This is a genomic window from Microbacterium galbinum (genome assembly GCF_023101185.1).
Lineage (GTDB): Bacteria > Actinomycetota > Actinomycetes > Actinomycetales > Microbacteriaceae > Microbacterium > Microbacterium galbinum.
Window position 1 is genome coordinate 1,640,630 of sequence record NZ_CP078077.1, and the last position, 19,628, is coordinate 1,660,257.

The 19,628-nt window shown below is 70.2% G+C and carries 18 protein-coding genes; 8 read left to right on the forward strand and 10 right to left on the reverse strand.

The genetic code is table 11. The features are described 5' to 3' along the window. The first annotated feature begins 17 nt into the window (after positions 1–17). The 4 genes from KV396_RS08100 to KV396_RS08115 are packed head-to-tail and all read left to right on the forward strand — an operon-like array spanning position 18 to position 3,922. Positions 18–1,061: a FecCD family ABC transporter permease gene (locus KV396_RS08100; RefSeq protein ID WP_247957480.1), complete on the forward strand. Its 1,044-nt coding sequence runs from the start codon at positions 18–20 to the stop codon at positions 1,059–1,061. Further along, complete coding sequence (locus tag KV396_RS08105) at positions 1,058–2,176, forward strand: FecCD family ABC transporter permease (protein WP_247957481.1); 1,119 nt, start codon at positions 1,058–1,060, stop codon at positions 2,174–2,176. The genes KV396_RS08100 and KV396_RS08105 overlap by 4 nt, the downstream gene beginning before the upstream one ends. Further along, positions 2,173–2,973 carry an ABC transporter ATP-binding protein gene (locus KV396_RS08110; protein ID WP_247623728.1) on the forward strand — a complete coding sequence of 267 codons (801 nt, stop codon included), beginning with the start codon at positions 2,173–2,175 and terminating at the stop codon, positions 2,971–2,973. The genes KV396_RS08105 and KV396_RS08110 overlap by 4 nt, the downstream gene beginning before the upstream one ends. Then, positions 2,963–3,922: a siderophore-interacting protein gene (locus KV396_RS08115; RefSeq protein ID WP_247957482.1), complete on the forward strand. Its 960-nt coding sequence runs from the start codon at positions 2,963–2,965 to the stop codon at positions 3,920–3,922. Before KV396_RS08110 ends, KV396_RS08115 begins: the two co-directional genes overlap by 11 nt. A gap of 167 nt (positions 3,923–4,089) precedes the next feature. Here the strand turns inward: KV396_RS08115 and KV396_RS08120 are convergent, their stop codons facing one another. Next, positions 4,090–4,932 (reverse strand): alpha/beta fold hydrolase, encoded by an 843-nt coding sequence (locus KV396_RS08120; RefSeq protein WP_247633154.1) that lies wholly within the window; start codon positions 4,930–4,932, stop codon positions 4,090–4,092. A gap of 94 nt (positions 4,933–5,026) precedes the next feature. Between KV396_RS08120 and KV396_RS08125 the strand changes: the two genes are divergently transcribed. The 3 genes from KV396_RS08125 (at position 5,027) to KV396_RS08135 (ending at position 6,792) form a co-directional block, all read left to right on the forward strand. Continuing rightward, on the forward strand, positions 5,027–5,590 hold the full coding sequence (locus KV396_RS08125; RefSeq protein WP_247623725.1) for a TetR/AcrR family transcriptional regulator: 564 nt from the start codon (positions 5,027–5,029) through the stop codon (positions 5,588–5,590). A 118-nt stretch (positions 5,591–5,708) separates the two neighbouring features. Further along, on the forward strand, positions 5,709–6,494 hold the full coding sequence (locus tag KV396_RS08130; protein ID WP_247957483.1) for a tryptophan-rich sensory protein: 786 nt from the start codon (positions 5,709–5,711) through the stop codon (positions 6,492–6,494). A gap of 25 nt (positions 6,495–6,519) precedes the next feature. Further along, positions 6,520–6,792: a DUF1905 domain-containing protein gene (locus KV396_RS08135; protein ID WP_247623723.1), complete on the forward strand. Its 273-nt coding sequence runs from the start codon at positions 6,520–6,522 to the stop codon at positions 6,790–6,792. Positions 6,793–6,798: 6 nt separating this feature from the next. Here the strand turns inward: KV396_RS08135 and KV396_RS08140 are convergent, their stop codons facing one another. The 6 genes from KV396_RS08140 to KV396_RS08165 all read right to left on the reverse strand — a co-directional run bounded on the left by KV396_RS08140 (position 6,799) and on the right by KV396_RS08165 (position 14,632). Further along, a complete protein-coding gene (locus tag KV396_RS08140) occupies positions 6,799–7,470 on the reverse strand; it encodes a response regulator (RefSeq protein WP_282185384.1) in 672 nt (223 codons plus the stop codon). Then, positions 7,467–9,977 (reverse strand): ATP-binding protein, encoded by a 2,511-nt coding sequence (locus KV396_RS08145; protein ID WP_247957484.1) that lies wholly within the window; start codon positions 9,975–9,977, stop codon positions 7,467–7,469. The genes KV396_RS08140 and KV396_RS08145 overlap by 4 nt, the downstream gene beginning before the upstream one ends. After that, on the reverse strand, positions 9,974–10,576 hold the full coding sequence (gene kdpC / locus KV396_RS08150) for a potassium-transporting ATPase subunit KdpC (RefSeq protein ID WP_247957485.1): 603 nt from the start codon (positions 10,574–10,576) through the stop codon (positions 9,974–9,976). Before kdpC ends, KV396_RS08145 begins: the two co-directional genes overlap by 4 nt. A 104-nt stretch (positions 10,577–10,680) precedes the next feature. Beyond that, positions 10,681–12,861, reverse strand: a complete 2,181-nt coding sequence (kdpB, locus tag KV396_RS08155; RefSeq protein ID WP_247957486.1) for a potassium-transporting ATPase subunit KdpB — start codon at positions 12,859–12,861, stop codon at positions 10,681–10,683. Between the two features lie 2 nt (positions 12,862–12,863). Then, the gene (gene kdpA / locus KV396_RS08160; protein WP_247623719.1) at positions 12,864–14,543 is read right to left on the reverse strand and encodes a potassium-transporting ATPase subunit KdpA; all 1,680 of its coding nucleotides are present in this window, start codon (positions 14,541–14,543) and stop codon (positions 12,864–12,866) included. Further along, positions 14,543–14,632 carry a potassium-transporting ATPase subunit F gene (locus tag KV396_RS08165; RefSeq protein WP_247623718.1) on the reverse strand — a complete coding sequence of 30 codons (90 nt, stop codon included), beginning with the start codon at positions 14,630–14,632 and terminating at the stop codon, positions 14,543–14,545. Before KV396_RS08165 ends, kdpA begins: the two co-directional genes overlap by 1 nt. Positions 14,633–14,843: 211 nt before the next feature. On the opposite strand from KV396_RS08165, the gene KV396_RS08170 reads away from it, so the two are divergent. Next, a complete protein-coding gene (locus KV396_RS08170) occupies positions 14,844–16,013 on the forward strand; it encodes an SLC13 family permease (protein WP_247957487.1) in 1,170 nt (389 codons plus the stop codon). 5 nt (positions 16,014–16,018) lie between these two features. Here the strand turns inward: KV396_RS08170 and KV396_RS08175 are convergent, their stop codons facing one another. Genes KV396_RS08175 through KV396_RS08185 form a run of 3 tightly spaced genes read right to left on the reverse strand, consistent with a single transcriptional unit; the run spans position 16,019 to position 19,423 of the window. Next, a complete protein-coding gene (locus KV396_RS08175) occupies positions 16,019–17,005 on the reverse strand; it encodes a serine/threonine-protein kinase (protein ID WP_247633148.1) in 987 nt (328 codons plus the stop codon). Then, positions 17,002–17,274 carry a hypothetical protein gene (locus KV396_RS08180; protein WP_247633147.1) on the reverse strand — a complete coding sequence of 91 codons (273 nt, stop codon included), beginning with the start codon at positions 17,272–17,274 and terminating at the stop codon, positions 17,002–17,004. Before KV396_RS08180 ends, KV396_RS08175 begins: the two co-directional genes overlap by 4 nt. 37 nt (positions 17,275–17,311) lie before the next feature. Beyond that, on the reverse strand, positions 17,312–19,423 hold the full coding sequence (locus KV396_RS08185) for an APC family permease (protein ID WP_407665596.1): 2,112 nt from the start codon (positions 19,421–19,423) through the stop codon (positions 17,312–17,314). Positions 19,424–19,628 lie beyond the last annotated feature (205 nt).

The window sequence follows — 19,628 nt, forward strand, 5'->3', positions numbered from 1 at the left end:
CGCGGAGTGACACCTCAGTGACCGCCACCACCACCATCGCACCGGGCGCCGCAGACCTGCGGCGCCCGGTGCTGGTGCGCACGCTCTGGCTTCTCGCCGGAGTCGTACTCCTGCTGGTCCTCAGCATCCTGTCGGTGTCGTTCGGCGTGCGCGCCGTGTCGTTCGACGACATCGTCGCGGCGTTCAGCGGCCACAGCGACACGATCGAGCAGGCCGCGATCGTCAAGCGCATCCCGCGCACGGTGCTCGCTCTGCTCGTCGGCGCCGCGCTCGCTCTCTCGGGTGCCACGATGCAGGCCGTCACCCGCAACCCGATCGCCGACCCCGGCATCCTGGGCGTCTCGAACGGCGCATCGCTCGCCGTCGTCATCGGCATCGCCTTCTTCGGACTGGCCAACCCCTACGGGCAGATGGCCTTCGCGATCGTCGGTGCCGCTGCCGCGGCGACCTTCGTCTACACGGTCGGGTCGCTCGGCCGCGGCGGTGCGACCCCCCTCAAACTCGCCCTGGCGGGCGCCGCTACCTCGGCCGCGTTCGCCTCGCTCATCAGCGCCATCATGCTGCCCCGCGTCGATCTGCTGCAGACGTTCCAGTCGTGGCAGGTCGGTGGCGTCGGCGGCGCCGAGTGGCCCCGCATCGCTCTCACCGCCCCGGTGCTCCTCGTCGGTGCTCTCATCTGCTTCGCCAGCTCGCGTGGCATGAACTCGCTCGCGCTGGGCGACGACATGGCCAAGGGGCTGGGCGAGCACGTCTTCCGCACCCGGATGCTGTCGGCCCTGGGCGCAGTCATCCTCGCCGGTGCCGCTACCGCCATCGCCGGACCGATCGGATTCGTCGGCCTCGTCATCCCCCACGTCTGCCGCATGCTGATCGGCACCGACCACCGCTGGCTGCTGCCGTTCTCGGCGGTCGCCGGCGCCGCGCTGCTGACCGCGAGCGACATCGTCGGCCGTGTGATCTCGCCGTCGTCCGAAGAGATCCAGGTCGGCATCATCACCGCGATCATCGGCGCCCCGTTCTTCATCTGGATCGTCCGCCGTCAGAAGGTGCGTGAGCTGTGACCACGACCGACCGCACGAAATCCTCGGGAAGCACCGGCCCCGCCGGTGCCCCCGAACACACGCTCGACCGCCCGGAGCAGACGGCATCCGCCCGCGTCGCCGCCATCGTCGCCGGGCGCCGTGCGCGCCACCGCCGCCACGCCAGCGCGACGATCGTGCTCGGCATCCTCGTCTTCGCGCTGTTCGCCGTCGCGCTCATGGTCGGCAACACGTTCTACACGCCCGACGAGGTCATCCGCGTGATCCTCGGCGAGACCGTGCCCGGGGCCTCGTTCACGGTCGGCGACCTGCGTCTGCCGCGCGCGGTGCTCGCGATCCTCACCGGTTTCGGATTCGGCATCGCAGGCGTGAGCTTCCAGACCCTGCTGCGCAACCCGCTCGCCTCGCCCGACATCATCGGCATCTCGGCGGGGGCGGGCGCGGCGGCCGTGTTCGGCATCATCGTGCTGTCGCTCAACGGCCCGGTCGTCTCGGTCTTCGCGCTGGCGGGAGCCGTGCTCACCGCGCTCGTGATCTACCTGCTCTCGATCAAGGGCGGCTTCGCGGGCACCCGGCTCATCCTGATCGGCATCGGCGTCGCGGCCATGCTGCAGAGCCTCATCTCGTACATGCTGTCGCGCGCCGCGAACTGGGACATCCAGACCGCGATGCAGTGGCTCACCGGCAGCCTCAACAACGCCTCGTGGGAGCGGGTGCTGCCGATGGCGATCGCCGCGGCCGTGATCGTTCCGCTGATGCTGTCGCAGGGGCGGGCGCTGGGCGCCCTGCAGCTCGGCGACGACTCGGCATCCGGCCTCGGCATCCGCGTGAACGTCACCCGCCTGCTGTTCATCCTCGGGGCCGTCACCCTGCTCGCCTTCGCGACCGCCGCGACGGGGCCGATCGCCTTCGTCGCGTTCATGGCCGGTCCGATCGCTGCACGCATCACCGGCCCCGGCGCGAACCTGCTGCTGCCCAGCGCCTTCGTCGGCGCCGTGCTCGTGCTCGGCAGCGACCTGATCGCCCAGTTCCTGCTCGGCACCCGCTACCCGGTCGGCGTCGTCACCGGCGTGCTCGGCGCGCCGTATCTGATCTACCTGCTCATCCGCACCAACCGCTCGGGAGGATCGCTGTGACCGTCTCGCACAGCCTGTCGGCCGAAGGGGTCACCCTCTCCTACGGCGACCGCACCATCATCGACGGCCTCGACCTCACGGTCGCGCCCGGCAAGATCACGACGATCGTCGGGGCGAACGGATGCGGCAAGTCGACGCTCCTGCGCTCGCTGGCGCGCCTGCTCTCGCCGGCCGCCGGGCAGATCGTGCTCGACGGCAAGTCCGTGCACGCGCGACCGACCAAAGAGGTCGCCCGCATCCTGGGACTGCTGCCGCAGTCGCCGGTCGCCCCCGAGGGGATCGCCGTCGCCGACCTCGTCGGGCGCGGACGGCATCCGCATCAGAAGACGCTCGCCCGCTGGAGCGCCCACGACTACGAGGTCGTCGCCGATGCGCTCGACGCCACCGGGGTGACCGAGCTCGCCGACCGCAGCGTCGACGAACTCTCGGGCGGACAGCGCCAGCGCGTGTGGATCGCGATGGCGCTCGCGCAGGAGACCGACATCCTGCTGCTCGACGAGCCCACCACGTTCCTCGATGTCGCCCACCAGGTCGAGGTGCTCGACCTGCTCACCGACCTCAGCGTCGCCCGCGGCACCACGATCGTGATGGTGCTGCACGACCTGAATCTCGCCGCGCGCTACGCCGACGAGCTCGTGGCGATGAAGGAGGGGCGCGTGCACGCGATCGGCGCCCCGGCCGAGGTCGTCACCGCCGAACTCGTCGAAGAGGTCTTCGGCCTCGCCAATCAGATCACCATCGACCCGGTCTCCGGCAAGCCGATGGTCACACCCATCGGGAGGCACCATGTCCGCTGAGACCACCACCACCGAGAAGCCCGCGTACATCCTCGCCCGTGCCGAGGTGCGCCGGGTCGAGCGCGTCTCGCCCAACTTCGTGCGGGTGACCTTCGGTGGCGCGGACCTCGACGAGTTCGGCACGCCGGGTGGGGTGTTCGACGCCCGCATCAAGCTGATCTTCCCGCCGGCATCCGGCATCCTGCCCCCGCTGGAGCGCGACACCCCCGACTGGTGGGCGTCGTTCCTGGCCGTGCCCGAAGACGAGCGCGGAACCATGCGCACGTACTCGATCCGCGACCTGCGGGTCGATCCGGCCTCGGGCGACACCGAGGTCGACATCGACTTCGTGCTGCACCTCGCGCCCGGCCTCACCGGTCCCGCGTCGCGCTGGGCGAGCGCGGCCGAAGCTGGCCAGGAGCTCATCATCATCGGACCGCGTCGCGGCGTGGTCGCGGGCGGCGGCACCGAGTACCGACCCGGCGATGCGCCCTCGGTCGTGCTGGTGGGCGACGAGACCGCGGCCCCCGCGATCGCGCGCATCCTCGAAGACGCCCCGCGCGACCTGCGCGGCACGGCGTTCATCGAGGTGCCGTCGGCGGCCGACGAGCTCGCGATCGACGCTCCCGCCGGGGTCGAGGTGCACTGGCTGGCGCGCGACGCCGACCAGGCCCACGGGCTCCAGGTCATTCCGGCGGTGCTCGCGCACCTCGGAGACGCGGATGCCTCGGACGAGATCGCGGTGAAGGACATCGAGAGCGACGATCTGCTGTGGGAGACGCCGGCGTACTCGGGGCTGGGCGAGGAGATCGCGGCATCCGACGCCCCCGGCGATCGGTACTTCTGGATCGCCGGCGAGAGCGGTGTGGTCACGACCCTCCGCCGTCACCTCGTCAAGGACCTCGGCATCGACCGCGGCCAGGTGGCGTTCATGGGCTACTGGCGCCGCGGCGTCGCCATGCGCGGCTGAGTTCGCGAGGCTGAGTTCGCGAGGCCGCCCCACAAGCGCACTGATCGGTGCGAAATGTCGGATATGGCGGTCCAGAACCGACGTTTCGCACCGATCGATGCAGAAGTCCCGCCACCCGGATGGGCGGCGGGACTTTCGCTGGGCCGGACGGATGCCGTGAGGCGGGGTTACTTCGCGAGGAAGTCCTTCAGCGCCGCGTTGACCTCGTCGGCGTGGGTCCAGAGGAGGCCGTGCGGGGCGCCCTCGACCTCGACGTACTCGGCCGCGGGAACCGCCTGGTGGAAGCGGCGGGCGGTGGCGTCGATCGGGAGGATGTTGTCCTTCGTGCCGTGCAGGATCAGCGTGGGCTTCGCGGCGGCGGCCACGGCCTCGACGTCGGCGCGGAAGTCCTCGATCCACGACGAGACGACGGCGTAGGCGGCGACAGGCGCGCTGCCGATCGCGACGTTCCAGCTGCCGGTGACGGCCTCCTGGCTGATGCGCGATCCGAGGTTCTCGTCGAGGTTGTAGAAGTCGTTGTAGAACTGCGTGAACCAGGCGAAGCGGTCGCCCTTGGCAGCGGCCTCGATGCCGTCGAAGACATCCTGCGGCACGCCCTCGGGGTTGTCGTCGCGCTGCACGAGGAAGGGCTCGAGCGAGGCGAGGAAGGCGAGCTTCGCGACGCGGTCGGAGCCGTAGCGGCTGACGTAGCGGGCGAGCTCTCCGGTGCCCATCGAGAAGCCGACGAGCACGACGTCGCGCAGGTCGAGGGTCTCGAGCACGGTGTTGAGGTCGGCGGCGAAGGTGTCGTAGTCGTAGCCGGCGTTGACCTTCGACGATCCGCCGAAGCCGCGGCGGTCGTACGTGATGACGCGGTAGCCCTGGGCGAGGAGTTCGCGGGTCTGGCGCTCCCAGCTGTGGCCGTCGAGCGGGTAGCCGTGGATCAGCACGACGGGCTGACCCGAACCCTGGTCTTCGTAGTAGAGCTCGATCGGGGTGCTGTTCTCGTTCCCGACGGTGATGTAACCCATGATCCTGATCCTTTCGGTTCGGTGAGAACGATCGTTCTCGCCTGATGTGATCAATCTAGAGAACGATCGTTCTCATGTCAAGTAGACTTCTCGCATGACCGAAGACGAGGCACGCGAACGCATCCTCTCCGCCGCCGAGGAGCTCTACTACCGCAAGGGATACGCGGCCGTCGGCATGGACGAGCTGCGCCAGTCCGCCGGCGTGTCGCTGCGCCGCCTCTACGGTCTCTTCCCCGCGAAGAACGACATCGTCGCGGCGGTGCTCGAGCGCAAGCACGGCGAGTGGGAGTCCGGCCTGACGGCCGCCGTGACGGATGCCGGGGGCGACCCTCGCGCCCGCCTGCTCGCCGTCTACGGGTACCTCGAGGACTGGTTCTGCACCGACGACTTCCGCGGCTGCGCGTTCATCAACGCGTTCGGCGAGCTCGGCGGCACGAATCCCGAGGTCGCCGAGATCGTGCGCTCGCACAAGGCGTCGTTCCAGGAGTACATGTCGGGCCTGGTCGCGAGCACGGGCGCCTCGCCCCTCCTCGCCGCGCAGCTGTCGATCCTCGCCGAGGGTGCACAGAGCACGGCGGCCATCTCGGGCGACGCGGCGGTCGCGGCTCAGGCGCGGGGTGCCGCCGAGGTGCTGATCGACGCGGCGGTTGCGGCCTGAATCCGGCCGATTCTCGAAGCGCAGTGCGGCCGGCCCAATTCGCTAGCCAGGCTAGACAATTGCCAGGCGAGAGTCAAGGCCCCTGCGGCGGCGCCGACCCCTCGGTATCGTCCGGGGCATGGAGTCACAGACGAAGGGCATCGCCCGACAGAGCCTGATCATCGCCGCGGCATCCTTCATGCTGATCGCGGCCGCCGTCGGCGCCGGAGCGTTCGGCGGAGCATCCGTCGACGATCTGCAGGACGGCGCACTCTCGGCGCAGGGGTCGTACCTCGCGCCCGCCGGCCCCGCGTTCTCGATCTGGTCGCTGATCTACATCGGCCTGCTCGCGTACACGGTGTGGCAGGCGCTGCCCGCGCAACGGGCGGATGCTCGGCAACAGGCCGTCGGCGGATGGATCGCCGCATCGATGGTGCTGAACGGCCTCTGGTTGGTGACCGCGCGGTTCCTGACGCTGTGGCTCACGGTGATCGTGATCGCGCTGCTGGTGGCGGTGCTCGCCCGGGTGATCGTGCTCCTCGGGCGGTTCCCCGCGAAGAACCTCGCCGACCGCATCCTCACCGACGGCGCCAACGGCCTGCACTTCGGCTGGGTCACGATCGCGACGGTGGCGAACACCGCGGCGTGGTTCACCCAGATCGCCCCGGCGGACTGGGCGGATCAGGCGGATGTCTGGGCCGTCGCCGTGCTCGTGGTGGTGGCGGTCATCGGTGTCGCGGCGGCACTCGTGACCGGCCGCATCGCCCCGGCGCTCGCGACGGCATGGGGCCTCGTCTGGCTCGCCGTCGGACGCTTCACCGACGCCCCGGAGAGCGTGCCGACCGGCATCGCGGCCCTCGTGGTCGCCGTCGTGCTCGTGCTCGCGGGCGTGATCGGGGTCGTGCGGGGGCGGGCGGCTCGCTGAGACATCACTTCGGTATCGTGTGCGCATGGCCACCGAGAAGAAGACATTCACCACGGCGATCGGCGTCGACGTCAAGGGCGAGACGTGGAGTTGCGTCGAGATCCCGGATTCGGCCGAGTTCTTCGGCACGGGGAAGACCGTCAGGGTCGATGCCGTGGTCGACGACCTCATCCTGGAGAACGTCGGTGCGATGGTCACGGGAACCGGCGGTCACATGGTCTCGCTGAGCGCGAAGGTTCGCAAGGCACTCGGCAAGGACATCGGCGACGAGGTTCAGGTGACCGTCACCCCGCGATAACGCGGCTCAGACGACGAGGCGGTAGCCCATCCCCGACTCGGTCAGCAGGTGCACGGGCGCGCTGGGCTCCTGCTCGAGCTTCTTGCGCAGCTGCGACATGTACAGCCGCAGGTAGCCGGAGTCGGAGACCTGCTCGCTGCCCCAGATCTCCTTCAGCAGGTCCTGGCGGGTGACGAGGGCTCCCGGATGCCGCGACAGATGCTCGAGCATCCGCCACTCCGTCGGGGTGAGGTGCACGCGCGATCCGCCGCGCGTGACGGTCTTGGTCGCGAGGTCGACGACCACGTCGCCGAACGCCACGGTCGACTCGCCGCCGGCCGGAACCGCGCGCCGCGACAGCGCCCGCAGGCGGGCGAGGAGCTCGTCGACCTGGAACGGCTTGGTGACGAAGTCGTCGGCCCCGGCATCCAGCGCCTCGACCTTGTCGGCTGAGCCCGTGCGTCCCGAGACGACGATGATGGGCACGTTCGTCCAGCCGCGCAGGGCCTGGATCACCTCGATGCCGTCGAGTCGCGGCATGCCGAGGTCGAGCATGATGAGGTCGGGGTGGGTCTGGGCGGCGGCGGCGACCGCGGCGGCACCGTCGGCCGCGACGACCACCTCGTATCCGTGCGCGGCGAGCGTGATGCGCAGCGCCCGCACCATCTGCGGATCGTCGTCGGCGATGAGGAGCTTCACTCCGTGTCCTCCGTGTCGGCGCCGGCCAGCGGCAGTGAGATGACCATCGTGAGGCCGCCCCCGGGGGTGTCCTCGGGAGTCAGGCTACCGCCCATGCCCTCGGCGAAACCGCGCGACAGGGCGAGTCCGAGACCCAGGCCGGTCGTGTTGTCGGTGTCGCCGAAGCGCTGGAACGGCTGGAAGATGCTGTCGCGCCGCTCCACCGGCACGCCCTCGCCGCGGTCGATGATGCGGATCTCGGCCCGCTCGCCCAGGGCGCTCGTCGACACGAGCACGCGGGTTCCGGCGGGGGAGTGGCGGTGCGCGTTCGCGAGCACGTTCACGATCACGCGCTGCAGCAGCACCGGGTCGGCCTGCAGGGCGGGGAGAGCCGGATCCAGGGCGAGCTCGACGTCGGCCGGCCCGAGACCGAGTTCGTCGACCGCGGCGAGGACGGGGCCGGTGGCATCGAGGCGCGTCGACGAGACCGCGAGCACGCCCGCTTCGACCCGGCTGACGTCGAGCAGGTCGGTGACGAGGGTCGACAGGGTCGCGAGACTCTCGTCGGCCGTGGCGAGCAGCTCGGCGCGGTCGTCGGGCGAGAGGTCGTGGGCTCCGCGCAGTCCGCCGATCGCCGCGACCGCCGAGGCGAGCGGGCGGCGCAGATCGTGGCTGAGCGCCGAGAGCAGGGCGCTGCGCACCTGGTCGGTCTCGGCCAGTGCGGCGGCCTCCTTCGCCGTCTCGCGCAGCCCGGTGTGCTCGATCGCGGCCGAGAGCTGCGCCACGATCGCATCGAGCAGGCGCCGGGCCGGGGCGTCCAGCGCATCGCCGCTGAGTTCGAGCACGGCGTGCGAGGCGCCGACCTCGACCGTCGTGGTGCGACCGTCGGCGAGCGGCTCGCCGTCGCTGGCCAGCACCTCGCCCTCGGCCGTGAGCAGTCGCACGCCGCTCAGCCCGAACGCCTCGCGCGTGCGGCTGACCATCGCCAGCACGGCATTGTCCCCGCGCAGCACGTTGCCGGCGACGGCCGCGAGCAGTTCGGCCTCGGCGGTCGCTCGCTTGGCGGTGCGGGCACGGCGGGCGGCCTGGTCGACGATGATGCTCACGAGGATCGCGATCACGACGTAGAGGGCGAGGGCGAGCACGTGCAGGGGGTGCGCGACGGTGATCGTGAACAGCGGCGCGACGAAGAGGAAGTCGAGGGTGATGCCCGACAGCACGGCCGCGAACACGGCGGGACGGATGCCGCCGATCAGGGCCACCACGACCACGAGCAGTTGATACGCGAGCACCTCGGAGGTGATCGACTCGGGGCTGCGGAACGCGAACATGATCCACGACAGCAGCGGCCCGAAGGCGAGCGCGACCGCGAAGCCGAGCAGTTGCCGTCGCCAGCCGAGCGCCCCGCCGGTGATCCGGGGGAGGGCGATGCGTCCGCCCGCCGCGGCGTGCGTGACGATGTGCACGTCGATGTCGCCCGAGCGGCGGATGACCTCGGACCCGATGCCCGGTCCGGTCAGTGCCGCCATCAGCCGTCCGCGCCGGCTCACGCCGATGACGAGCTGCGTGGCATCCGCTCCCTGCGCGAATTCGACGAGGGCGCCGGGGATGTCGTCGCCGATGATCTGGTGGAAGCTGCCGCCGAGCGACTCGACCAGCGCACGCTGCGCCGCGAGTGCGCCGGGGGTCTCGTCGCGCAGGCCGTCCTGCGTGGAGATGTGCACCGCGAGCAGTTCGCCGCCCGCCGAACGGGCGGCGATGCGGGCGCCGCGACGCAGCAGGGTCTCGCCCTCGGGGCCTCCGGTCAACGCCACGACCACGCGCTCGCGGGCCTGCCAGGTGCCTTCGATGCCCTGCTCGGCGCGGTAGCTGCGCAGGGCGCTGTCGACCTCGTCGGCGAGCCACAGCAGGGCCAGTTCGCGCAGCGCCGTGAGGTTGCCCAGCCGGAAGTAGTTCGAGAGAGCGGCGTCGATGCGCTCGGCCGGGTAGACCAGACCCGCCGAGAGGCGGTCGCGGAGGGTCTGCGGGGCCAGGTCGACGACCTCGATCTCGTCCGCGGCCCGCACCACGGCATCCGGGATCGTCTCCTGCTGCGCGATGCCGGTGATCTTCTCGACCACCGCGTTGAGCGACTCGATGTGCTGCACGTTCACGGTCGTGACGACGTCGATCCCGGCATCCCGGATCGCCTCGACGTCCTGCCAGCGTTTCGGATGCCGCGAACCCGGAACGTTCGTGTGCGCGAGCTCGTCGACCAGGGCGATCTCGGGCCGGCGGGCGATCACGGCGTCGACGTCGAGCTCGGTGAGCGCGATGCCCCGGTGCTCGGTGGTGCGCCGCGGCACCTCGGGCAGACCGATCGTCTGGGCGAGGGTCGCGGCACGGCCGTGGGTCTCGACGACCGCGATCACGACATCGCGGCCGTCGTCGAGCAGGCGTCGCCCCTCGGCGAGCATCTCGAAGGTCTTGCCGACGCCGGGGGCCGCGCCGAGGAGAACGCGGAGACGGCCCCGCCGCTCTCGTGTCATTCGCCCTCCCGCTCATCGAGCGCGAGATTGAGTTCGGCGACGTTGATGCGCTCTTCGCCGAGGAATCCCAGATCCCGCCCTTGAATCCTAGACTCCACGAGCTGGCGCACCGTGCCCTCGTCGAGGTCGCGCGCTGCCGCCACGCGCGGCACCTGCAGCAGGGCGTACGCGACGCTGATGTGCGGGTCGAGTCCCGAGCCGGATGCCGTCACCGCATCGGCCGGCACCTCGGCGGGGCTGACGCCCTCGCGCTCGGCGATGGTGGCTGTGCGCTCCTCGATCGCGGCGATCAGGTCGGCGTTCTCGGGGCCGAGGTTGCTGCCGCTGGAGGCCGCGCCGTCGTAGCCGTCGCCGGCGGCCGAAGGGCGGGACTGGAAGTACTCGGGAAGCGCGTCGCCGTCGGCATCCGTAAAGGACTGGCCGATCAGCGCGCTGCCCCTGTCGTCGGCGAGGTGCGAACCGTTCGCCTGCGCGGGCAGGATCAGCTGGCCGATGCCGGTGACGACGAGCGTGTATCCGACGCCGAGCACGAGGGTGAGGACGAGCATCGCGCGGACGGCGACGCCCGCGGTACGGACGGTGGTGCGGGTGGACGACATGAGGGGCCTTTCGGAGAGTCTTGTGGTGGCCCTTCGTCTCGCTCCGCTCGCTCAGGAACCGGTTCCTGAGCGAGGAGCGGAGCGACGAGACGAAGGGCGGACGGCTAGAAGCCGGGGAGGAGGCTGACGACGAGGTCGATCAGCTTGATGCCGATGAACGGGGCGATCACGCCGCCGAGCCCGTAGACGAGCAGGTTGCGCTGCAGGATCTGCGAGGCGCTCGCCGGGCGGTACTTCACCCCGCGCAGCGCCAGCGGGATGAGGAACACGATCACGATCGCGTTGAAGATGATCGCGCTGGTCACGGCGGATGCCGGGGAGTGCAGTTGCATGACGTTGAGCACCGCGAGGCCGGGGAAGACGCCCATGAACATCGCCGGGATGATGGCGAAGTACTTGGCGATGTCGTTCGCGAGCGAGAACGTGGTGAGGGCGCCGCGCGTGATGAGCAGCTGCTTGCCGATGCGCACGATGTCGATGAGCTTGGTCGGGTCGGAGTCGAGGTCGACCATGTTGCCGGCCTCCTTCGCTGCCGATGTGCCCGTGTTCATCGCCACGCCGACGTCGGCCTGCGCGAGTGCCGGGGCGTCGTTCGTGCCGTCGCCGGTCATCGCGACGAGGCGCCCGCCCTCCTGCTCGCGCCGGATGAGGGCGAGCTTGTCCTCGGGGGTCGCCTCGGCGAGGAAGTCGTCGACCCCGGCCTCGGCGGCGATCGCCTTCGCGGTGAGCGGGTTGTCACCCGTGATCATGACGGTGCGGATGCCCATGCTGCGCAGCTCGTCGAACCGCTCGCGCAGGCCGTCCTTGACGATGTCCTTCAGGTGCACGACGCCGAGGATCTCCTCCTTGCCGGTCCCTGGGCCTGTCGACGGGCCCTTCACCGCGACGACGAGGGGCGTGCCGCCGCTGGAGGCGACGGCATCCGTCAGCTCGTCCAAGAGCTGGGTCCCTGAGCCTGTCGAAGGGTCCCCACTCAGCCACGCCCGCACCGCGGAGCCGGCGCCCTTGCGGATCTGCGTGCCGTCGGCGAGGTCGAGGCCGCTCATGCGCGTCTGCGCCGTGAACGGCACGACGACGGCATCCGTCTGCTCGTCGATGCGGATGCCGCGGCTCGCCGCCAGATCGACGATCGACGCGCCCTCGGGCGTGGGGTCGGCGAGCGAGGCGAGAGCGGCGACGCGCAGCAGTTCGTCGGCGTCGACGCCGGGCAGCGGCAGCACCTCGTGGGCGCGGCGGTTGCCGTAGGTGATCGTTCCGGTCTTGTCGAGGAGGAGCGTGGTGACGTCTCCGGCGGCTTCGACCGCGCGGCCCGACATCGCGAGCACGTTGCGCCGCACGAGGCGGTCCATGCCGGCGATGCCGATGGCCGAGAGCAGCGCGCCGATCGTCGTCGGGATGAGGCACACGAGCAGGGCGATGAGCACCGGGATGCTGACCGGCGACGCCGCGTACGACGCGATCGGGTTGAGGGCGAGCACGACGATCACGAACACGATCGACAGGCTCGCGAGCAGGATGTTCAGCGCGATCTCGTTGGGAGTGCGCTGACGGCTCGCACCCTCGACGAGTGCGATCATGCGGTCGACGAACGTCTCGCCCGGCTGGGAGGTGATGCGCACGACGATCCGGTCGGACAGCACGCGCGTACCGCCGGTGACGGCGCTGCGATCGCCGCCCGACTCGCGGATCACCGGGGCGCTCTCGCCCGTGATCGCCGACTCGTCGACGGTCGCGATGCCCGCGACGATGTCGCCGTCGCCCGGGATGAGCTCGCCCGCCTCGACGATCACGAGGTCGTCGCGCTGCAGTTCGGCCGACGAGACGCTCTCGGTCGCCGTCTCCGCGTCGAGAAGCTGGGTCCCTGAGCCTGTCGAAGGGCCCCCCGCGAGAACCCGTCGCGCCATGGTGCTCGTGCGGGTCTTGCGCAGGCTCGCGGCCTGCGCCTTGCCGCGGCCCTCGGCGACCGACTCGGCGACGTTCGCGAAGAGCACGGTGAGCCACAGCCACACGGCGATCCCGGCGGTGAACGGCGCGGGCACGGGGGTGCCGCCCGACTCTCCGGGGCCGCCGAGGAACGGCTCGGCGATCGCGAGCACGGTCGTGAACGCGGCGCCGACCCAGACGATCAGCATCACGGGGTTGCGCACGAGGGCGGTCGGATTGAGCTTGCGCAGCGCACCGGGCAGGGCGGCGGCGAGCTGCGGCCAGCCGAACGTGCGCGGCGCCTTCTCGGTGGACGGGGCGGATGCCGCGGCATCCGCTTCTCGAGTGGTGATGAGTGTCATGGTCAGACGAGTCCTTCGGCGAGCGGGCCCAGGGTGAGCACCGGGAAGTAGGTGAGCGCGGTGACGATGACCGTCACGGCGAGGAGCAGGCCGACGAACTGCGGCCGGTGGGTGGGCAGGGTGCCGACGGTCTCGGGCACCTTCTCCTGCGCGGCGAAGGAACCTGCCAGGGCGAGCACGAGAACGATCGGCAGGAAGCGCCCGAGCAGCATCGCCACGCCGAGCGCGGTGTTGAACCACGGGGTGTTGGCGGTGAGACCGGCGAACGCCGAGCCGTTGTTGTTCGCCGCCGACGTGAACGCGTAGAGCACCTCGCTCATGCCGTGCACACCGGGGTTCAGGATGCTGGTGGCCTCGACGTCCGCCCGGATGCCGGGGATCGCGAAGCTCAGCGCCGTGCCGAGGAGCACGAGGGTCGGCGTGACGAGGATGTACAGGCTCGCGAGCTTGATCTCCTTCGGGCCGATGCGCTTGCCGAGGTACTCGGGCGTGCGGCCCACGAGCAGCCCGCCGACGAAGACGGCGAGGATCGCGAGGACGAGCATTCCGTAGAGACCCGATCCGACGCCACCGGGGGCGACCTCGCCGAGCATCATGTTGAGCATCGGCATCATGCCGCCGAGCGCCGTGTACGAGTCGTGCATGGAGTTGACCGCACCGGTGGAGGTGAGGGTGCTCGCGCTGCCGAACAGGGTCGAGCCCAGGATGCCGAAGCGCACCTCCTTGCCCTCCATCGCGGCTCCGGCGAGCTCGGGGGCGGTGCCGCGGCCGGCGAGTTCGAGGGCCGAGAGCGCGAACGTCGAGACGAGGAAGATCGTGCCCATCACGGCGGCGATCGCGTAGCCCTGGCGGTGGTCGCCCACCATGCGGCCGAACGTGCGGGGGAGCGCGAACGGGATCGCGAGGATCAGCAGGATCTGCAGCAGGTTGGTGAACCCGGTGGGGTTCTCGAAGGGGTGCGCGGAGTTGGCGTTGAAGAAGCCGCCGCCGTTCGTGCCGAGCAGCTTGATGGCCTCCTGCGAGGCGACGGGTCCGCCTGGAATCGTCTGCGGGTTCCCCGCGACCGTGGTGATGTCGGTGAAGCCGGCGAAGTTCTGCACGACACCGCCCGCGAGCAGGGCGAGCGCCGCGAGGATCGAGATCGGCAGCAGCAGGCGTCCGAGTCCGCGGATGAGGTCGACCCAGAAGTTGCCGATCGTGGTCGAGCCGCGGCGGGCGATGCCGCGGATCAGCGCGACCGCGACCGCGAGGCCCACCGCCGCCGACACGAAGTTCTGCACCGTGAGACCTGCGAGCTGCACGGTGTAGCCCATGGTCTGCTCGGGCGAGTACGACTGCCAGTTGGTGTTGGCCACGAACGACGCCGCGGTGTTGAACGCGAGGCCCTCGGGCACGGCGGGCAGGCCGAGCGACTCGGGCAGGAACGCCTGCAGCCGCTGCAGTCCGTAGACGAGCAGCAGACCCACGACCGAGAACGCCAGCACACTGCGGGCGTAGGCCCGCCAGGTCTGCTCGGATGCCGGGTCGACGCCGATCACGCGGTACACGCCGCGCTCGACGCGGGCGTCGCGCGGGCTCGTGAAGACGTGCGCGATGTAATCGCCGAGCGGGCGGTAGAGCAGCACGAGGGCGACGATGAGGACGGCGGCCTGCAGCACGCCGAACCAGATCTCGGCGCCCATCAGATGCGCTCCGCCGCGACGAGGGCGATCACGAGGTAGACGACGGCCGCGGCAGCGAGGGCCGCGGCGATGATCTCGAAGACGATCACAGCTTCTCCACCCCCTTCGCGGCGAACGAGACGAGGGCGAACAGCGCGAGAGTCAGCGCGAGGTAGAGGATGTCGAGCACGTCACCGATACAACTCCGCGGGCGCCGGGCATTCGACGATCCTCACGGTTCCCGTACGGTGCTCGCGCCGATGCATGCGCCTTGCTCACGGCATCCGCTCCTCCGGGGCTCGGGAGATCTATGCTCACGAGGTGGGAGACAAGACGCGGCGACTCGGGGCCGGCACGTGGATCGTCGGCGGGCTCGTCGCGGTCGCGGTCGTGTGCGTGCTCACCGGCATCCTGCCGGGGGCGGATGCCGGGGCGCTCGGCGCGCGCATCGCCCCTGTTCTCGGGTTCGTGGTCGCGATCACGATCGTCGCCGAGCTCGCCCGCGACGCCGCCGTGTTCGACGTGGTCGCCCAGCGCCTCGCCCGCTGGGGTCGCGGCCGGGTTCTGTTGCTCTGGGGGCTCGTGATCGCGCTCGCCGTGGTGAGCACGGTGTTCCTTTCGCTCGACACGACCGCCGTGATCGTCACGCCCGTGGTGGTGGTGCTGGCGCAGAGCATCGGGGTGCCGCCGATCCCCTTCGCGCTGGCGACCGTGTGGCTCGCGAACACCGCATCGCTGGCTCTGCCGGTGTCGAATCTCACGAACCTGCTCGCAGCGTCGCAGATGGGCGGTCCCGGGACGTTCTTCGCGCTGAGCTGGGCGCCCACGCTCGTCGGCATCCTGATCCCGGTGGCGATCCTCACCCTCGTGCATCGGCGCACTCTGTTCGCCGCCTACGAGGTGCCGCCGCCGCGCCGCTCGGCCGATCCCGTGCTCTTCTGGTCGGCCACCGGCATCCTGGTCGTGCTCATGCCGCTGCTCGCCCTGTCGCACGACGTCTGGATTCCGGCATCCGTCGCCGCCCTCGCCCTGATCGTGCTGTTCGCCGTACGCCGGCGGCGTGCACTGCGGCTCGGTCTCGTGCCGTGGCAGGCGCTCGCGCTCGCCGCCGCGCTGTTCGTGATCGTCGAGACGCTCCATGCCCGCGGCATCCTGGACTTCCTGACGACCCCGATCGCCGGCGACGGTCCTGGCGACCTCTTCCGTCTCGCCGCTCTCGGCGCGGTCAGCGCCAACGCGATCAACAACCTGCCGGCCTATCTCGTGCTCGAGCCGGCGGCCGGCGACCCCGTCGCGCTCATGGCACTGCTGATCGGAGTGAACCTCGGTCCGCTCATCACGCCGTGGGCATCGCTCGCGACCCTGCTGTGGCACCACCGAATCGCCGCTCTCGGCGTCGAGATCCGTTGGGGCCTGTTCATGATGTGGGGCACGATCGCGGCGATCCCGACCGTCGCGGTGGCGGTACTGGCGCTGCTGCTGGTGGCCTGAAACCGTCAGTGCTCGCGGCGCGCCATGGTGACAAAATGCCCGTATCGTCCGCCGGCTTCACGATCAGCGAGCTGTGCTGCCCCGAGGTGCATCGAGCTGTGGATCTCGTCGACCGCGTGGGGGAGTCCGCGGATGCCCGGGGGCACCGCACGCATCCACGCCGCGTCGATCGCGCTCGGGTCGCGCTCGAGCACGGAGTCCAGTGCGGTATCGCGCTCGCGTTCGATCGAGGCGCGGGTAGCCGCGTCTACCCTCCCCCACGCATCGACGATCGCGCCTTCCGTTTCGTCGAGGACGGACTGCAGGACGCCACGGCGGAGGTGATCCGCGTCTCGGTCGGTGAAGCGATCGCCGGCAGCCGTGCGCCTTCGCGAGACGCCCACCGCGAGGGCGAGGGCGAGGCCGAGGACTCCTGCGGCGACCGCGACGCACCACCAGGCGAAGGTGTCGTCCGCCCACTGGCTGCGGCGCAGCTGCAGTGCGACGACGGAGCCGAGGGTGCCGACCGTCGCGATCCAGAGTGCTCCGGCCGCGAATCGACTCGGTACACCCATCCGGGCGGGGCGGACCAGAGAGCCGCCGAGTGCGCCGACGGCGATGGTTCCGGCCACGGCGATCACCACGGCGCCTGTCGCCGGATCGAGCACTGTGCTGCCGCGGCCCAGCCCGAGCCCTGCCAGGATGCCCGCCGGGGTCGCCGCCGCCGCGACGACGCCGATCACGCGCAGGGAGTTCCGCCAGGGTGACGGGGCGAGCTCGTCGCGCGCCCCGGGATTCGACCGGATCTTCTCGGCCACGGTGGACTCCCATCGCGCGCGTGCCTCGGGTTCCATCGCGGCGCGTAGAGCCGCGACCTTCCGCGCATAGGGCGGATGCCACGACACCACCTCGCGATCGATGAAGGCTTCGATCGGGTGGTCGGCGCTGTTGCGGGCGATGGCGCCCAGTGCCTGGCCCCGACCGTCGGTGATGTCCGAATCGGCGGCGCTCATGGCTGCGAGATGTCGGTCCACCGGAAGGTCGCGCTGTCGTCGAAGGTTCCATCGCCGCGACCGGGCCGCTGGGAGAAGTAGAGGATGACGCCGGCGATGAGGGTCAGTGGCCCGAGGCTCAGCCCGGCGGGCGCGAAACCGTCCGATACCGGGATTCCGAAGAAGAACTGCGGGACGGACGCCAGGATGAGCAGGCTTCCGATCCAGATCAGCCACAGACCGGGTGTGCGATACGGGCGTTTGCGGATGCGGCGCCGACGACGGGTCATGCACTCACGATAGCGGCCGGCCCGCCGACGCGAGGCGCTACTCCTGCGGCGGACCCTCCGGCCGGTGCGCGCGACGGCCCGAGACGACCACCGGGGCGACCGGGCGACCGGCTCGCTCCTGCCCGGGCAGCGGGCGGGAGCGACGGCCGTAGATGAGCTCCGACGAGTCGAGCAGCCACGGCACGAGCGTGATCGAGACGCCGTGCACCAGCATGAGCTGGTTCGCGAGGCGGCGGGCGCGGCGGTTGTGCAGGAACGATTCCCACCAGTGCCCGACGATGTACTGCGGCAGGTAGACGGTCACCACCGACGAGCCGTGCTTCTCGCGGTACTGCGTGATGAACTGCGTGACCGGCTGCGCGAACGACCGGTACGGCGACTCGACGATCACCAGCGGGATCGGCACGAGGTGATCCTTCCAGTCCTTCTGCACGGCGGCGGCGGCATCCGCCGAGACGGCCACGTGCACGGCCAGGGTCTTGTCGTGCTTCGCGGCGATCGCGTAGTCGATGGCCTTCATGACCGGCTTCTGCAGGTGGTTGACGAGCACGATGGCGACGTCGCCGGATGCCCCGAACCGCGTCGTGTCGTCGATCGCGATCTCGTGGTCGACGTCGCGGTAGTACCGCTTCACGCCGAGCATGAGGAACGCCAGGATCGGGATGGCGAAGAACACCAGGTACGCGCCGTGCGTGAACTTCGTGATCGTGACGATGAGGAGCACCAGCACGGTGAGCGTCGCGCCGGCCGAGTTGATCACCAGGCCCACGCGGGCGGATCGGCGATCGGATGCCGCGCCCCCGTCGTGAGACGCCGCACCGTGCCCGCGCAGCACGCGCCGCCAGTGCCGCACCATGCCGATCTGCCCGAGCGAGAACGACACGAACACGCCGATGATGTACAGCTGGATCAGCGTCGTCAGCTTCGCCTGGAACACCACGAGCACGACGATCGCGGCGATGCCCAGCAGGATCATGCCGTTCGAGAACACCAGGCGGTCGCCGCGGGTGTTGAGCGACTTCGGGGCGTAGCCGTCGCGGGCGAGCACGGCGCCCAGCAGCGGGAATCCGTTGAACGCGGTGTTGGCCGCGAGCAGCAGCACGCACGCGGTGGCGGCCTGCACGACGAAGAACAGGATGCTTCCACCGCCGAACGTCGCGGAAGCGATCTGCGCCATGAGGCTGGGTTGCGGGTTCGTGCAGTCGAACCCGATGAGATCGCAGGGGTTCTCGGCGTAGTGCACGCCGGTGATGAGCGCGAGGGCGGTGAGGCCGGAGAACAGGCAGATGGCGATCGTGCCCATGAGCACCAGGGTGGACTGCGCGTTGCGTACCTTCGGCGCGCGGAAGGCGGGCACTCCGTTCGACACGGCCTCGACGCCGGTGAGGGCGGAGCATCCGCTCGAGAAGGCGCGAAGGATCAGCAGGATCACCGCGGCCTGGCTGAGGTTCTCGGCCTGCACCGAGAAGTCGGCACTGGAGGCGACCGGCGCATCGCCGAGGAACGTGCGCACCAGTCCGGTCACGATCATCAACCCGACCGAGCCGATGAAGACGTAGGTGGGGATCGCGAAGACGAGGGATGCCTCGCGCACTCCGCGCAGGTTCACGATGATGATGAGGATCACGAACCCGACCGCCAGCTCCACGCGGAACGGGTCGAGGCCGGGCAGCGCCGAGATGATGTTGTCGACACCGGAGGCGACCGACACCGCGACCGTCAGCACGTAGTCGACGAGCAGGGCGGCCGCCACGATCACGCCGGGGATCTCGCCCAGGTTCTTCGAGGCGACCTCGTAGTCGCCGCCGCCCGAGGGATACGCCTTGATGAGCTGGCGATAACTGAGCACGACCACGATCAGCAGCACCACGACCGCCACCGCGACGAGCGGGGTGAAGGAGAGGAACGTGAGCCCGCCGATCAGCAGGATCATCACGAGTTCCTGCGGGGCGTAGGCGACCGAGCTGAGGGCGTCCGACGCGAAGATCGGCAGGGCCATGCGCTTCGGCAGCAACTGGTCGTCGACCTGGGCGCTCGTCAGGGGTTCGCCGATGAGGATGCGCTTGACCGCCGGCGCATCGCCGCCCTCTCTCAATTCTTCCGACACGTCCGGCGACACTACTCCTGCCGAACGGCATCCTGACGGCATCCTCACGGAATCCCTACGGCCCGGGCGGGCGCCCTCACGAAATCCTCACGCGGCGGAACCGTGCCGCAGCATCCACCTCTCCCCTCGATCGATACTGCATCGATCGGTGCGAAATGCTTGTTTACCCGCCCCATGACCGACATTTGCCACCGATCGATGCCAACGACGCGGCGGACGGACGGATGCACAGCCGTTTCCGATCACG

Coding starts and splice junctions, on each gene's coding strand:
- KV396_RS08180 (WP_247633147.1), bottom strand. CDS start 17,274: ATGACCCGTCGTCGGCGCCGCATCCGCAAACGCCCGTATCGCACACCC.
- kdpA (WP_247623719.1), bottom strand. CDS start 14,543: ATGGGCGCCGAGATCTGGTTCGGCGTGCTGCAGGCCGCCGTCCTCATC.
- KV396_RS08120 (WP_247633154.1), bottom strand. CDS start 4,932: ATGGGTTACATCACCGTCGGGAACGAGAACAGCACCCCGATCGAGCTC.
- KV396_RS08145 (WP_247957484.1), bottom strand. CDS start 9,977: ATGACACGAGAGCGGCGGGGCCGTCTCCGCGTTCTCCTCGGCGCGGCC.
- KV396_RS08115 (WP_247957482.1), top strand. CDS start 2,963: ATGTCCGCTGAGACCACCACCACCGAGAAGCCCGCGTACATCCTCGCC.
- kdpC (WP_247957485.1), bottom strand. CDS start 10,576: ATGTCGTCCACCCGCACCACCGTCCGTACCGCGGGCGTCGCCGTCCGC.
- KV396_RS08175 (WP_247633148.1), bottom strand. CDS start 17,005: ATGAGCGCCGCCGATTCGGACATCACCGACGGTCGGGGCCAGGCACTG.
- KV396_RS08125 (WP_247623725.1), top strand. CDS start 5,027: ATGACCGAAGACGAGGCACGCGAACGCATCCTCTCCGCCGCCGAGGAG.
- KV396_RS08135 (WP_247623723.1), top strand. CDS start 6,520: ATGGCCACCGAGAAGAAGACATTCACCACGGCGATCGGCGTCGACGTC.
- kdpB (WP_247957486.1), bottom strand. CDS start 12,861: ATGACACTCATCACCACTCGAGAAGCGGATGCCGCGGCATCCGCCCCG.
- KV396_RS08185 (WP_407665596.1), bottom strand. CDS start 19,423: ATGCCGTCAGGATGCCGTTCGGCAGGAGTAGTGTCGCCGGACGTGTCG.
- KV396_RS08130 (WP_247957483.1), top strand. CDS start 5,709: ATGGAGTCACAGACGAAGGGCATCGCCCGACAGAGCCTGATCATCGCC.